The organism is Acinetobacter sp. ANC 5600 (genome assembly GCF_002018395.1).
GTDB classification, from domain to species: Bacteria; Pseudomonadota; Gammaproteobacteria; order Pseudomonadales; family Moraxellaceae; genus Acinetobacter; species Acinetobacter amyesii.
Genome location: NZ_MVKW01000004.1, coordinates 80,889 through 93,334 on the forward strand (window position 1 = coordinate 80,889; position 12,446 = coordinate 93,334).

The 12,446-nt window shown below is 35.6% G+C and carries 17 protein-coding genes; 6 read left to right on the top strand and 11 right to left on the bottom strand.

Annotated elements, in window-relative coordinates; translation table 11 throughout:
• Positions 1-9: 9 nt before the first annotated feature.
• A complete protein-coding gene (locus B1201_RS09895) occupies positions 10-1,170 on the bottom strand; it encodes an MFS transporter (RefSeq protein WP_078193381.1) in 1,161 nt (386 codons plus the stop codon).
• A 227-nt stretch (positions 1,171-1,397) separates the two neighbouring features.
• A complete protein-coding gene (locus B1201_RS09900) occupies positions 1,398-2,213 on the bottom strand; it encodes a Bro-N domain-containing protein (RefSeq protein ID WP_078193382.1) in 816 nt (271 codons plus the stop codon).
• A 177-nt stretch (positions 2,214-2,390) separates the two neighbouring features.
• On the opposite strand from B1201_RS09900, the gene B1201_RS17185 reads away from it, so the two are divergent.
• From B1201_RS17185 to B1201_RS09915, 3 genes are all read left to right on the top strand, one after another.
• On the top strand, positions 2,391-2,837 hold the full coding sequence (locus B1201_RS17185; protein ID WP_228144774.1) for an Arc family DNA-binding protein: 447 nt from the start codon (positions 2,391-2,393) through the stop codon (positions 2,835-2,837).
• 24 nt (positions 2,838-2,861) lie between these two features.
• Complete coding sequence (locus tag B1201_RS09910; RefSeq protein ID WP_078193383.1) at positions 2,862-3,278, top strand: hypothetical protein; 417 nt, start codon at positions 2,862-2,864, stop codon at positions 3,276-3,278.
• 143 nt (positions 3,279-3,421) lie between these two features.
• Positions 3,422-4,570, top strand: coding sequence for a DUF6602 domain-containing protein (locus B1201_RS09915; protein WP_078193384.1), 1,149 nt, complete (start codon positions 3,422-3,424; stop codon positions 4,568-4,570).
• Between the two features lie 32 nt (positions 4,571-4,602).
• On the opposite strand, the gene B1201_RS09920 is transcribed toward B1201_RS09915, so the two are convergent.
• Positions 4,603-5,163 carry a hypothetical protein gene (locus tag B1201_RS09920; RefSeq protein ID WP_078193385.1) on the bottom strand — a complete coding sequence of 187 codons (561 nt, stop codon included), beginning with the start codon at positions 5,161-5,163 and terminating at the stop codon, positions 4,603-4,605.
• Position 5,164: 1 nt separating this feature from the next.
• Positions 5,165-6,580, bottom strand: a complete 1,416-nt coding sequence (locus B1201_RS09925; RefSeq protein WP_078193386.1) for an AAA family ATPase — start codon at positions 6,578-6,580, stop codon at positions 5,165-5,167.
• 225 nt (positions 6,581-6,805) lie between these two features.
• Here B1201_RS09925 and B1201_RS17190 point away from each other — a divergent pair, with 225 nt between their 5' ends.
• Positions 6,806-7,027 (top strand): hypothetical protein, encoded by a 222-nt coding sequence (locus B1201_RS17190; RefSeq protein WP_078193387.1) that lies wholly within the window; start codon positions 6,806-6,808, stop codon positions 7,025-7,027.
• Positions 7,028-7,105: 78 nt separating this feature from the next.
• Complete coding sequence (locus B1201_RS09935) at positions 7,106-7,603, top strand: hypothetical protein (RefSeq protein ID WP_078193388.1); 498 nt, start codon at positions 7,106-7,108, stop codon at positions 7,601-7,603.
• A 25-nt stretch (positions 7,604-7,628) separates the two neighbouring features.
• Here the strand turns inward: B1201_RS09935 and B1201_RS09940 are convergent, their stop codons facing one another.
• Complete coding sequence (locus tag B1201_RS09940; RefSeq protein ID WP_078193389.1) at positions 7,629-7,913, bottom strand: HigA family addiction module antitoxin; 285 nt, start codon at positions 7,911-7,913, stop codon at positions 7,629-7,631.
• 254 nt (positions 7,914-8,167) lie between these two features.
• On the opposite strand from B1201_RS09940, the gene B1201_RS09945 reads away from it, so the two are divergent.
• Positions 8,168-8,545 carry an HNH endonuclease gene (locus B1201_RS09945; protein ID WP_078193390.1) on the top strand — a complete coding sequence of 126 codons (378 nt, stop codon included), beginning with the start codon at positions 8,168-8,170 and terminating at the stop codon, positions 8,543-8,545.
• Here B1201_RS09945 and B1201_RS09950 read toward each other — a convergent pair.
• From B1201_RS09950 to B1201_RS17055, 6 genes are read right to left on the bottom strand one after another with little or no spacing between them, the layout of a single operon-like run.
• Complete coding sequence (locus tag B1201_RS09950; protein ID WP_078193391.1) at positions 8,538-9,122, bottom strand: N-acetylmuramidase family protein; 585 nt, start codon at positions 9,120-9,122, stop codon at positions 8,538-8,540. The two genes, B1201_RS09945 and B1201_RS09950, sit on opposite strands and share 8 nt — an antisense overlap.
• 56 nt (positions 9,123-9,178) lie before the next feature.
• Complete coding sequence (locus B1201_RS09955; protein WP_078193392.1) at positions 9,179-9,565, bottom strand: hypothetical protein; 387 nt, start codon at positions 9,563-9,565, stop codon at positions 9,179-9,181.
• A 60-nt stretch (positions 9,566-9,625) separates the two neighbouring features.
• A complete protein-coding gene (locus B1201_RS09960; RefSeq protein ID WP_078193393.1) occupies positions 9,626-9,859 on the bottom strand; it encodes a hypothetical protein in 234 nt (77 codons plus the stop codon).
• On the bottom strand, positions 9,852-11,756 hold the full coding sequence (locus tag B1201_RS09965; RefSeq protein ID WP_078193394.1) for a hypothetical protein: 1,905 nt from the start codon (positions 11,754-11,756) through the stop codon (positions 9,852-9,854). The genes B1201_RS09960 and B1201_RS09965 overlap by 8 nt, the downstream gene beginning before the upstream one ends.
• 13 nt (positions 11,757-11,769) lie before the next feature.
• Positions 11,770-12,162 (bottom strand): hypothetical protein, encoded by a 393-nt coding sequence (locus tag B1201_RS09970; protein ID WP_078193395.1) that lies wholly within the window; start codon positions 12,160-12,162, stop codon positions 11,770-11,772.
• A complete protein-coding gene (locus tag B1201_RS17055) occupies positions 12,159-12,446 on the bottom strand; it encodes a hypothetical protein (RefSeq protein ID WP_078193396.1) in 288 nt (95 codons plus the stop codon). Before B1201_RS17055 ends, B1201_RS09970 begins: the two co-directional genes overlap by 4 nt.

Below are 12,446 nucleotides of genomic sequence, written 5' to 3' on the forward strand. Positions count from 1 at the left end.
TGAATTGTTTCAAGCTGGCTTTTGGATCGTTTTAGGCAAGCCCACGACCAAAAACATGGCAGGTATAACCGCCAGTCCTGCAATTATAAAAATAACGGGTCCCGAAAGCATGTCCCAATATCGACCTGCTAAAATACTGCCACTCGCAACACCTAAGCCCCACATGGTACTGTATAGCGCTTGACCACGCCCTTGTTGACTTGCGGTAAAATTTTGAAAAATGATTCGCATAGCGATTAAGTGGAATAATCCAAAACTAAAGGCATGAATCGTTTGCGCAGCAAATTGAGTGATAAACACCGTCGGATATAAGCCTACAATCAACCATCGCATCCCTGTTAGCCCCAAACAAATGAGCACTAAGTTACGCCAAGAATATCGATTAAAAAAGACATTGGCATAGGCAAACATAATGATTTCCGCAATGACTCCGACAGACCATAAAAAACCGATTTGGCTCGTCGAAAAATCAGCCTGCATAAGGTAATTGCTATAAAAACTATAAAACGGTGCATGCGAAAAGAGCAGAAAAAATTCAATGATAAAAAAACTCGCTACAACTGGTCGTTTTAAGATAGGCCAAAGTGGTTCAAGTTTTTTCTGTGAAGATGGTGCAGTAGCGGGCTCTTTAATCGTAAATGACCAAATAAATGCGAGAAATGCAATGCATAACAACATGATAGGCAGCATTGAAACAGGTATTATTTCTAGCAAAGCCCCAATTCCAAATACCCCAACAATGAAGCCAACTGATCCCCATTTTCTGACTTTTCCATAAAGTTCTGCACGCCGCTCAGCTAACCAAAATAAAGTTACTCCTTCAAACTGAGCCAATATAGCATTTTGAAAGAAACTAAAAACCAGCATGAGTAATGCAACAGATTGAAAACTGTTGGGAATTATAAAAATCAGAAACCAAATACAGGCTTCCATCCATGTTGCGATTCGAACTAAAAGCATGCGCTTGCCGGATTTATCTGCAATCCAACCCCAAATAAACGGTGCAAAAAAACGTGTGACAATTGCAATCGAAGATAAAATACCTATTTCTTGATAATTAAACCCTTGATCCTCTAGATACAAACTCCAATACGGCATGAATGTACCCACTATTGAATAATAGAAAAAGTAGAATCCACCTAGTTTTGTTTGGATTGGAATTGATTGCATTTGGTTGTATTCACTTGTATTTTCAAACACTTAAAAATTTTAATGGTTGTATAAGGTTGCAGTCATTTGGCTGTATTTGTAGCTCAACAGTCTACAAATGAGTCTACAAATTGCAAAAAAATATTTTTTTTGATTTTTTGTAGACTGCTTTAAAAACTCATTAATTTTCACTATTTTATCATTGTTTTTTGCATAAAAGAAAAACCGCCCGAAGGCGGTCTATTTTTTCACTTGAGCAATCTATATCTTGCATGCGGAAGTGTTTTGAGTTCAAACATGTGGTCGTAATCATAATGTGGCATTTTGAATCCGCATTTTTTACTCACGTCTGATATAGCACTGCTCATAGAGAACATATTGTCGTTTAACATGGTCACCAGTAATGGATTAAGTTTGGCCAATGCTGGACTATGTGTGTTCCACCATGCCTGAAATAATCGAGCATGTACGCAAAGCATTTCTAGGGATTGTTTTTCATCTATATAGATGTTCCCTTTTGACTTCACTTCTAGAGTTTCTAGGTAATTCACTGCATCTTGAAAATGAATGGCTAGCAGATCGCTATAACGTGAGATGCGGAAGTGTTTGTTGTGACGTGTCCACATTTCTGCATGAAGTTTGCGTTCGCCTTGTGCGCGTCGGTCTACGATTTCTTTAAGTTCAGCTTGCTGTTCTGCGTTGATTTTTACTCGTGTGTCGATTTGCTGTTGCAGCACTTCTTTTTCCAGTACATCAAGTACCCATTTGCGGAATTCTTTGGCTACTGGAGTGCGGGCAAAGAATGTGATGAGATGGCAACCGCGTAGAGAAAAAATACGTGTTTCTTTCTCTGAATTTCCATTACCAAAACCCTTGACCGTCAATTTGACGGTCAAGGTCATATCAGAAGTAAATTCATCTGACTTACGATCATATATACGTGAAACTGAATCTTCACGCGCATAACCTAATGCACGAGCTAACTCAGCAGATGTAATCCAGACTTGATTATCATTTCGTTGAATTGGATGAAATTGCATTGCATTAAATGTTAGACTGTTCATATCAATTTTTCTCGAAGAAGATTGGTAACTCGCCCCGTAGCCGTCCAAAGTTTCGGGGCGTTTTTACATCCCTGCTAGGGATGTTTTTAAATTTATTCTTATCACACCCTATTGTCAATCCCTACTAGGGATATTATTATAAATTTAATAAATTGACTTTTTGCAAGCGAAATAGGTATGGGTAAAAATCTAGCAGACGTTGAATACAAAATGCGTATGACTCAAGATCTTAAAGATAAGATCGTTGAATCAGCAAAAGAACACAACCGTTCTATGAATGCGGATATTGTGGCTAGACTTGAAGAATCTTTTACAAAATCATTTACTGAAAGTGTAGACTTCGCAAAAGGATTCTTAAATTCATATCTCCAGATACGTGCTACTACATACTATTCATCAATGATTGATCTTAAAGAACAGTATGAAAAGGAACCTTCGACTGAGCTCTTATATGAAATAACTAAATACGAAATTTTATTTAATGAAATGATGAAATTAGCTCAACGAGAAGAAGAGTTGCGACTTCAAAAATTTGATAATTCATACTCTGCTGATGAGTTTGAAAAAATCACTAAACAGGCTTTTGCACAGTTTCATCAAATAAAAAAAAGTGATGAAAGCTAACTTTATTTAGCTTGGAATTATAATATGAAAGATGAAAAACTTTATAAAATAACTGAAAATGCTTTAATTTGCTTTAAAGAACATCTACCGTCTTATGGACATATACAAACTTTTCCTAAAAACTACTGTGAAGAAGTATCAAGTATTTTATTAAGCATTCTAGTGGATGAGGGATACACATACTTTAAAATGATGAAAGGTTCAAATAAGAAAAATAAACATCATTTTTGGTTGGAATCTGAAACAGATATTATTGATCTTACAGCCCATCAGTTTAAAGAAATTCGCCAGCCATTTTTATTAATTAGTAAAACTGAATACCCTCTCAATAAAATTTTTTCTGAAGAAATACATTCAAAATCAATTGATACTAACTGGCAGCATTTGAGTGAACTTCTACCTAAAATAAAGACAATTTTCTATTCCAATTATTATGGCTGATGTAAAATTTTCATCTAAAGAAGTGATGAATGTAAATTTAAAAGATGGGAAAAGAATTCACTATTGGTATTTTATTCTTAGAAACGAAAGTTTAAGGAATTAAAAAATTCTAAATTTTTAAAATATTAACTTGAAGGTAAGACATGGAAATATCAAAACTTTTTGAAGAAATTAGTGCAAAAATGAAAGGAGATTTTAATATCTCAGCTCAATTTCAACATCATGGAAATAGAGGAGGTTACAGAGAAGACTCACTTAAAAACTTTTTAACTAATGGAAAATTGCCTGATATTTTTGGTATAGCTAGTGGGGAAATTATTAGTCAATACAGCCAAGCTTCAAAACAGGTGGATGCAATAATATATGACAAAAGTAAAAGTATAATATTTGAAGCGTCAGAATCCACCAAAATTTTTCCAATTGAATCCGTCTTAGGAATCATCGAAGTAAAATCACAATTATCTAAAACAAAATTAATCGAAGGGCTTGAAAACATAAAATCCTTAAAAACTTTACACGCTCCTCAACTCATAGAAAAAAACTATGGTGATGTTATGAGGATGGGATATTATAACAATCCCCCTTTTGGTGTAATCTTTGCCTATTCTTTAAGTGGTAACTCTTTAGAAAGCTTAAAAAATAATTTAAAGGAATGGTGTGAATATAATCCACCTGAAGTATGGCCAAACTTTATTTGTATTTTAGATGAAGGAACCATTAACTTTAGAAATGGACTTAAGGATGTTTTAATATCGTCGGATATAAAAGAAAATAGTGCTATAAGTGCGATACAGCATAGAGAAAACTCATTATTTAAATTCACATCTGCGCTACTTACATTATGTGCAAATAGAGAGATAGATATTTTTGACATTCAACTATATAACAATATAGGAATAATGGTCGATACTCTTCGAGTAAAATTTGAAAGTGAAATAAAAAATATTGAAGGTCAGAGAATAAGATTAGCTGATGAATTTATAAAGACAATATATGAAAATCGAGGCCAACCTATTCCATACAAGGATTTAATAAAAAAATTTACAGATGGTTTAAAATTTATCGGCAAGGAATTATTTGATGATAGAGTTGATAACGTTTACGTCTATGATCCTGATAATTTGCCAAGTATGTCACATATATTATCAAAAAATACTGAAAATAAATCTATAGTAGATATACTTAAGGGAAGTCCAATGTTTTCTGGCGGCACTCATATAATTATTAATGAAGAAACATACTACATACCATCATATTATTTGAATGAAAGTAATACCGTCTTATTTGATTAATTATTAATAAAGCACCTTAAGGTGCTTTTTTATTACTTAGCATAAATGTCTAATGGTAGAATAAAAACGCCACTATGCATATCTTTAGGAATGCTATTTAAAATTGATTGTTTCCATTTATCAATACATCTCGCTATATCAGCTTTTTTTCCTTCTTCTATAGGCGCAATAACAACAACATACTTCCCTATTTCAGAAAAAGTAGCTGGTATATTTTCTATATGATTAGGCATAATTAAATTTCTCAAATAAACAGAATCTTTAATTTTTTGCACTAATTCTTGATGTATAACTTTATAATATTGTTTCCTTATTTCTTTGTTTAATTCTTTCGGCAGATCAGAGTTCTGGATTTGCTCTAATTTCGCCTTAATTTGATTATCTTGAGCAATAAGGTCACTAAACTCTAAATATATAAAACCTTTTTCAGGATGATCATCATAATAATCAACGGATTTTAACTCCTGCTCACGGCAGTGAACTTTTATACCATGTGTCCCATCGACCTTATAAGCTTCTCGATTTGTAGAGATATTACAACAACTTGGCATTTCATGATCAATTGGCTCTAAAAAAGCACTTATACAAGACATCTTACCAACCTTGTTCCAACACCATATTATAAAATGACTCACCTAAATCATCTTTAATTTTTAAGAGTGATTCTTTTGGATCTAGGTTTTCAGAAATTGATACTCCTACACTAGATAATCGATTAACTGCAAAATGATTTGAAACTTCTTCATCACTTAAATCTAGCATAATATTTTCAATATATTTAATCATATCAATACTATGTGTAGCTATAACTACATTAATACCATTCTTACTTAGTTCATAGAGAGTTTCAATCATAATTTTTTGCCAAGCAGGATGTAAATTTACTTCTGGCTCGTCTATAAATACAAAACTACCTTTAGCAATAACATTCTTTTTTAATAACAATCCAATAATACCTAAATTAGTCACACCAGTTGCAGTTACATTTAGGTTAATATTTTTTGAAGAATAAATATCTTTAAAATAAATTTCTCCACTATCAGAGATATCCAACTCACCAGAGAGAACTTTATTTATATTCAACAAAATTTCTTCTAGAAATTCATTTTTATCTGAATTAACTTTAATATTCTTATTTAAAAGATCCATTAAATCATAGAAAAATTTTGGGACACCTGATAATGTTGAACGTTCTTTAGAAAGATTCCATAAAGAGTGTTTATTTTTATTTTTAATTTCCAATAATGGTTTGCGTAATTTCCAATAGATTGGAGACTCAACAAAAACAACATTATATAACGATTGAAATTGAGAAATACTATTAGTATTTAAACTAAATTTAATATTTTCATTATCAATAATAATTTCACCCAACTCATCAAAATTAAATAAAATTAAATCTTCCAGCTCAGATGAAAATGATTTTAATTCATTTAAAGTTGAAACCTGAAAATTCTCCTTCAACGCATTTCTAAATTCACCAGATAGCTTTCTTGACAAAATATCACGAGGATCTTTTATACCATTTTTTAAGATTCTTAACTGTCTAGTGCAAACCGAAAGACGCTCTTGAAATTCATCATATTTCTTTTTATCTTTAATTTCATCTTGTAATTCTTGAATAGACTTTTCTACAAGTATTATTTTTCCCTCAATTATAAGACTACGTGCGTGCTGCTCTGAGAAGGTACAATCAGCAAATTCAACATCAATAGAGTCCTCGAGATCCTTTAAGCATTCATATAGCTCGTGATAAAGGTATGAAACTCTACTACTTGGGTCTTTTGCTGAATGATAGCCATAATTTGAAAGAGCCATAACATTTGAAAACAACTCTTTTGCTTCAAGGGTTACGTAGTCTTTATTAATAGTGCTGAAAAAACTATATAAAGCACGTGTAAGAAAGCTTTTACCAGAAGAGTTTGTTCCAGCTATTACACTAAAAGGTGCTAAATTTATTCTAGCATCCTTAATTTTTCCAAAGTTTTTAACTTCTACACTAAATTTCATATTTTTTTTGAGTACCTCAATTAACAAAAGATACTAGCACATGCTTTCTATCTAAAGCATCACCTTTAAGGTAATGAGAAGCAATTTTCTTAGACTAACTAAATATTTCTAAAAATATATGATGTAAACCAAACTGGCTTTTCTACGACTTTCTAACTAGATTCATTCAGCAAACAAGTTGAGAGTTGATAGACTTCGGCTAATACACTGACTTTAAAATAATTTATGAAAATTTTACTTATTTTCGTTTTGGGGTTCACTTCCGTTCAAGTTTATGCAAAAAAGTGCGCTGACTTTAGTACTCAACAACAAGCACAGAAATGGTATGAACAAAGAAAGAAATCAGGACAGACGGGCTGGAAAAGTTTAGACCGCGACGGCGATGTCCAGGCCTGTAATTGCCTGCCGGGTGGAAATGGGAAGAAGTGCCCGAAGAAGAAAAGATAATCTGCTATAGTCTGTCACTATCCCCCGAGTTCACATAATGGGATTCATGCAAAATTAAAAATAGGATCATCATTTCATATGACGCGTTATAAGATACTTTTATCTAGCTTTATTCTAAGTATTTGTTCTTTGCAAATTGGAGCAGAAGAAGTAAGTGAAGCATTTGATAATAACTTCCTTGTCAAAGATGGGCACTTCTTGAAACATAATGCATGCACAAGTGAAACCTTGTTGGAATTTAAATCCTTTTCAAAAGCTACATTATTAAAACACTATAATAAAAATGAAACAGACCTGATTCTAAGTAAAGAAGGTGATGATGGGTTCTTCATCAAACCTTTTGATATTTCGTATAAAGACCTTTTAACTTACACTGACCCTCAACCTAATGATTTTCAGAGATATCGTTTAGTGATATTGGCTCTATACGCGCCAGTCCTTAAAGATACTTGCCTGCTAGGTTTTGGTATATTTCCAGAAGGCTGGGATGGTAAAAATTGGATTCGCTTTAAATCAAATAAAATACTTGAATCTAGTTTCTTAGAAGATTATTTAAATTCAGAGAACATTAAATGAAATAAAGCGCCTCACGGCGCTCTACTTATGCAAAATCCTGAACCAATTTCTTTATGACTGGTCGCTGGCGCTGACTTGCATTCCATAAGTCATGCTGCATCTGCAAATTCAACCAAAACTCTGGCGATGTTTCCAAAGCCTCACTTAAACGGATAGCCATGTCTGCAGAAATACCTGTATGTCCATTCAAAATCCGCGATAAATTTGCCCGCGTTACACCTAATGCAAGAGCAGCTTCAGTCACTGGGGTTTCACCAATATACTCGCGAAGCATTTCCCCTGGATGAGGTGCATTAAACATCATATTCATGATTAGTACTCCTGAGCGGTCTAACTGTTTGGGGGGAAGTGGTTTTAATTGAACTATTTGACTTTAGTGAAAATTAATTTTATTTTATAAAAAGTTCATTTTAAATGATTGCATACACACGTTGAAACCAGTTGATCGATTCGTCTCGGCAAATATTCAAATTTAGATCGACTCAAAACACCAACAGAATTGCACTTCTTTAGGCTCAGCCAAAGCCCCGAAGCTTCAAACAATTTAATTGTCTTGGAGTCTTTATGGCTAAAAAAAACCAAAATATTATTCAACGTAATCGCCAACAGGCTTTTTTGGCGCAATCTAAATTATGTTACTACTGTAATCAACCCATGTGGGATCAAGATATAAATTCTTTTATTACTCAGTATCAAGTAAAACCAACTTCCGCAAAGTTTTTACAGTGTACTGCTGAGCATCTTACAGCCCGTAAAGATGGTGGGAAAAACATTAGAACAAACATAGTCGCCGCATGCAAATATTGTAATCACACAAGACATAAATCCACCAATGCCTTGAATCCTGAAGACTATAAAAAACGTGTAAGGAAGTTACTTTCAAAAAATAAATGGCATCAGATAGTTTTAAACCCACTACCCGCAATGAAAGCCCTTAATTAAAGGCTTTTTTATAGGCATTGGCCAGTTTCACATCATAAGAGTTTTTAGCGTATGCGACCCCGTTATAGCCACGTGCAAAGGCTTTCCAATCTTTATTTTTTAATGCATTGACCAGGCCATTCACTCGAATGTACCGACACATAGCTTCTAATTGCGAGGCTTCATCTTTATACATCGCATTAATAAATGCTTGTAGAGATGAATATCCTAAAGCCTTCCAGTGATAGCCCATCACCTGCCCAATGCCCCAACTAGCCGACTCTAGTGCTGAAGCCCGATGATACTGCGCAGCAGCATTTAAACGACCATGTTGGGCTGAATACAGACCATAGCCACCTGTACTATTACTGCATATATCCGGTCGCTTAACCATCATAAGATCCACTGTCTTTGCTTGGCCATTGGCAATCAAGCGCTGCCGCATCACATGCCTTTCAAACAAAATGACGGGGGTATTGTCAGCATTAAAGCCAGATCCTTTACATTCAACTTCTATCACGGCCCGCAATGCTGCGGTTTCAACCCCTAGCAATTTTGCTTGGCTTTCAATTTGTGCTGTTGTTAATTTTTTACTCATTTCACTTTCCTTAAAACAATAAAAAACCGCCATAAGGCGGCATAGAATTTTGTGCGCTATTTTTTCAAATCTTCTCTGGCTTCTTTCAGTTCTTTCACAACTTCAATAATCGTCTTACCTTCCTGTTTATTGATGAAGTTAAATGTCCAACGCACGATAGCCCAGCCGGGTAAACCGCAGATAAAGAAGAAACCACCTAGGGCAATCATTCCCCAGATATCAGTTACCCATTCATGTAAGCCCCATTTCACAATAATAAATGCGCCTCCAGTAAGGCTAGAAACTACTGTGCAAATTAAGCCTACAGCCCATTCCTGTGGTGAACGCGGTAAACGCATCATGATGACGACCGTTGCAACCAAGCAAATGGCCAGTGTGACTGCAATTGCAGCACCGTAAAATTTTAAAAAGGCTGCGAAACCACTTGTAGAGACAGGCTCCATTAAATTCCCCTATTTTTTTGGCAATAAAAAAGCACCTTTCGGTGCCATTGTTTAAATGATTCAGACTTCTATCTGACTGTGTTGACCTGATGGAGCTGGCCGTAAGATTTGTTGATTTGAAATGAACACACGTTGCCCAATGTTGTAGGCTGTCCCGCTGGTACAAAGTACTGGTCCAGATCCTCCATCCACTTGAACACGATATTCAGGATGGCTTGCAGAAGTAATTGTTCCAATTAACTCTGCATGCGTTGGATTCAGTAGTTTACGAAGTTCAAATAAAGGATTAGTCACGATGAATGCGCTCCACTTTGATGGATTCAGTCACTTTGCCATGATTAAATGAACCACTCACAGAATCAATGATTCCCCACCACTGCCCATCGAATGCCACAGTTTTACCTGGCAACATCTCACCAATTTCTTGAGAGACCGGTAAACCAGACAAGGTGTGGAATTCTTGAATATTGGCTTTAATTAACTCCATCTTGCCAAAGCTTGCACCCGACACGACATCGAACATTGGACCAGTCACAGCCTCAAGAGGAATATCACCTGCAGTATTGCGCTGTTTCACAGTCAGGCTGTCACCACTTCGACTATTCACGACATTAATGGCATTGCAGTCGGCGATGTAATCCTTATTTTGTTCAATGGTTTGTTGAATCACGATACTCTGTGAAATCAGAATATCGTAGTCATCCACAGTCATTGCATCCCAATAGCCATTTTTATAAAGGGGTAAAATGGAAAGCGTATTACCTGATTTTTGGCTATAGATGAAACCACCACCAACCTCGACAACTTGTTTGATCGCATCCATTGGTGCAAGTTCGGCATAGCTCAGACTCTCAACCGGTACGATCCAACCGACGTCATCAATCAACTTCCAGTCCAGCTCGGTACCAGATTGTGCTCGATCAATTTCCGTCTGAACTAATTGCACCGACGTTCGCTCATTATCCTGAATAAATGATCGTTTAGCCGCGTAATCCGCTGCATTGAGTGCTGTTACACTTCGACCATCATAGGTATAAGATTTATTCGCGAACTTAATTGTCTCTGTTTCAGTCTCAAGTAAAACATGGTGTTCAAAACCATTGATCATCAATTTCAGAATCACCGGCCGACCATTGATTGGCTGTAACTTCTCTTTTTCCGTGTGCGCCACAGTAATCGAATAAGACCAGCACCACGTACTACGGCTACAATTATAAGTGCCATTAATGACTTTAATCGTCTCACCATTATCTAAGCGTTCAGCACTTAAATTATTCACGATATACCACCAGTTTTTCTTTGGTAGTGCTGGAATACAATCATCCGCACCAAAATTTAAAATGACATTGTGTGAATCAACGTCATGACACAAGCAGACAAAATTTAAATCACCGCTACCTTCATATTTAGGTAATTCAGGCTTTGGCCAAGGCTGAACCGGATGCTTACGGTAGTGAATAGATTTAGCTTTATCCCAAGGCAATTCAGACTTGGTGACTATCTCTAGGCCTTTATCCCACTCGAATGAAAAGCGCTTCTCAAATTTCTCAGCGACTTCATGTGAATAGGTGAATTGCTTACGCCGACGAATCATTTCTTGCCATTTTAACTCACGACTGTGGCGGAGCTTGATCGTGTCTTGGTGTACATAGCGTTGATGAATAAACCGCTTATCGCCTTCTTCCCACACCATATAAGCATTAGAACTTAGACCAGTGGCTTTCTCAAGCAGTATTCGTACAGCTTTGCTCAGTAATATCGCCTCATTAAATTCAACATTTGAAATGCTTGAGACCACTAAACTCTTATCAAAAAAAAGAGCCTCATTTGAGACTCTTAATATTGGCTTTGACCACGGTATTTCCACTACGCTTAAGCTTGCAACAGCCTTTTCGAACTGTGCGCTCAGGTTTATTGAAATACCTAAAATATGATTAATATCAAATGTGCCTTGAGCGCCGAAAAACAGTGATGTGTCGACTGGAATGTTTGCTGTGCCATGCACGTCAATTGGAGGTTCAACTGTACCAACAGCACTGACTTGAAAGGCTAAATCGATACTAATGTTGGCGTAATTAAAACCGTCTTCAGCACCAAAGTTCAGTATTACATTATGACTATCAACAAAAGTAGATTCTTTGGTGAAATTTAGAATCACATTTAAAGCATCTGGTGGTGTGTAATCAGACATTTACCACCTCATTTTAAATCTGTGGGACTAAATAAATCACATCAAATTTGACGCTAGAACCAATCACAAGATCTGCATTGTCTAAAACAATGTCTGTCCCAACAGTTACATCGAATACAGCTAAGCCCTCACCATTAAAAAATCTTGCCCATGTTGCTGTACCTGTTTTTGTGGCAATACCTGTATTTGGAGCAAAGAGTTCAATGTTGTTTTCATTCACAGATTTCAAGCAAGGTTTTGGCAAATTGACTGTGAGAAGTCTTGCTGAATTATCAGCGTTTTCATTGACTGTTGGGGGTTTAGCATCATCATAAAAAATAAGGGTAGCATTTGAGCTACCCTGATCCAAATAATTTGCTAATGCTTGAAGCATTGCAAGGCTTGCTATTTTAGATGGTGTATTCATTTTGGCACCACATTATCTTGGATGACTGCATTGAATTGAGAGGCTGGGTCATGTGCAACAATAAAATATTTAACATTCGAAAGTTGACTAAATTCATACTGTCCGTCATCTGTAGATAGAACTTCATCAATTAATCTTCCTGAGAATCGCTCATACAAACGAATACGACATGGGATATTAATATTTTTCTTCCTCACCACACCTTTTATTGATAGTGGATATGCTGTGCTTATAGCTGAATCAGTAGCAAATAAATTAGTAGATGGACTGATTGATAAGAACAT

Coding starts and splice junctions, on each gene's coding strand:
- B1201_RS09895 (WP_078193381.1), bottom strand. CDS start 1,170: ATGCAATCAATTCCAATCCAAACAAAACTAGGTGGATTCTACTTTTTC.
- B1201_RS09900 (WP_078193382.1), bottom strand. CDS start 2,213: ATGAACAGTCTAACATTTAATGCAATGCAATTTCATCCAATTCAACGA.
- B1201_RS17185 (WP_228144774.1), top strand. CDS start 2,391: ATGGGTAAAAATCTAGCAGACGTTGAATACAAAATGCGTATGACTCAA.
- B1201_RS09910 (WP_078193383.1), top strand. CDS start 2,862: ATGAAAGATGAAAAACTTTATAAAATAACTGAAAATGCTTTAATTTGC.
- B1201_RS09915 (WP_078193384.1), top strand. CDS start 3,422: ATGGAAATATCAAAACTTTTTGAAGAAATTAGTGCAAAAATGAAAGGA.
- B1201_RS09920 (WP_078193385.1), bottom strand. CDS start 5,163: ATGTCTTGTATAAGTGCTTTTTTAGAGCCAATTGATCATGAAATGCCA.
- B1201_RS09925 (WP_078193386.1), bottom strand. CDS start 6,580: ATGAAATTTAGTGTAGAAGTTAAAAACTTTGGAAAAATTAAGGATGCT.
- B1201_RS17190 (WP_078193387.1), top strand. CDS start 6,806: ATGAAAATTTTACTTATTTTCGTTTTGGGGTTCACTTCCGTTCAAGTT.
- B1201_RS09935 (WP_078193388.1), top strand. CDS start 7,106: ATGACGCGTTATAAGATACTTTTATCTAGCTTTATTCTAAGTATTTGT.
- B1201_RS09940 (WP_078193389.1), bottom strand. CDS start 7,913: ATGAATATGATGTTTAATGCACCTCATCCAGGGGAAATGCTTCGCGAG.
- B1201_RS09945 (WP_078193390.1), top strand. CDS start 8,168: ATGGCTAAAAAAAACCAAAATATTATTCAACGTAATCGCCAACAGGCT.
- B1201_RS09950 (WP_078193391.1), bottom strand. CDS start 9,122: ATGAGTAAAAAATTAACAACAGCACAAATTGAAAGCCAAGCAAAATTG.
- B1201_RS09955 (WP_078193392.1), bottom strand. CDS start 9,565: ATGGAGCCTGTCTCTACAAGTGGTTTCGCAGCCTTTTTAAAATTTTAC.
- B1201_RS09965 (WP_078193394.1), bottom strand. CDS start 11,756: ATGTCTGATTACACACCACCAGATGCTTTAAATGTGATTCTAAATTTC.
- B1201_RS09970 (WP_078193395.1), bottom strand. CDS start 12,162: ATGAATACACCATCTAAAATAGCAAGCCTTGCAATGCTTCAAGCATTA.
- B1201_RS17055 (WP_078193396.1), bottom strand. CDS start 12,446: ATGTTCTTATCAATCAGTCCATCTACTAATTTATTTGCTACTGATTCA.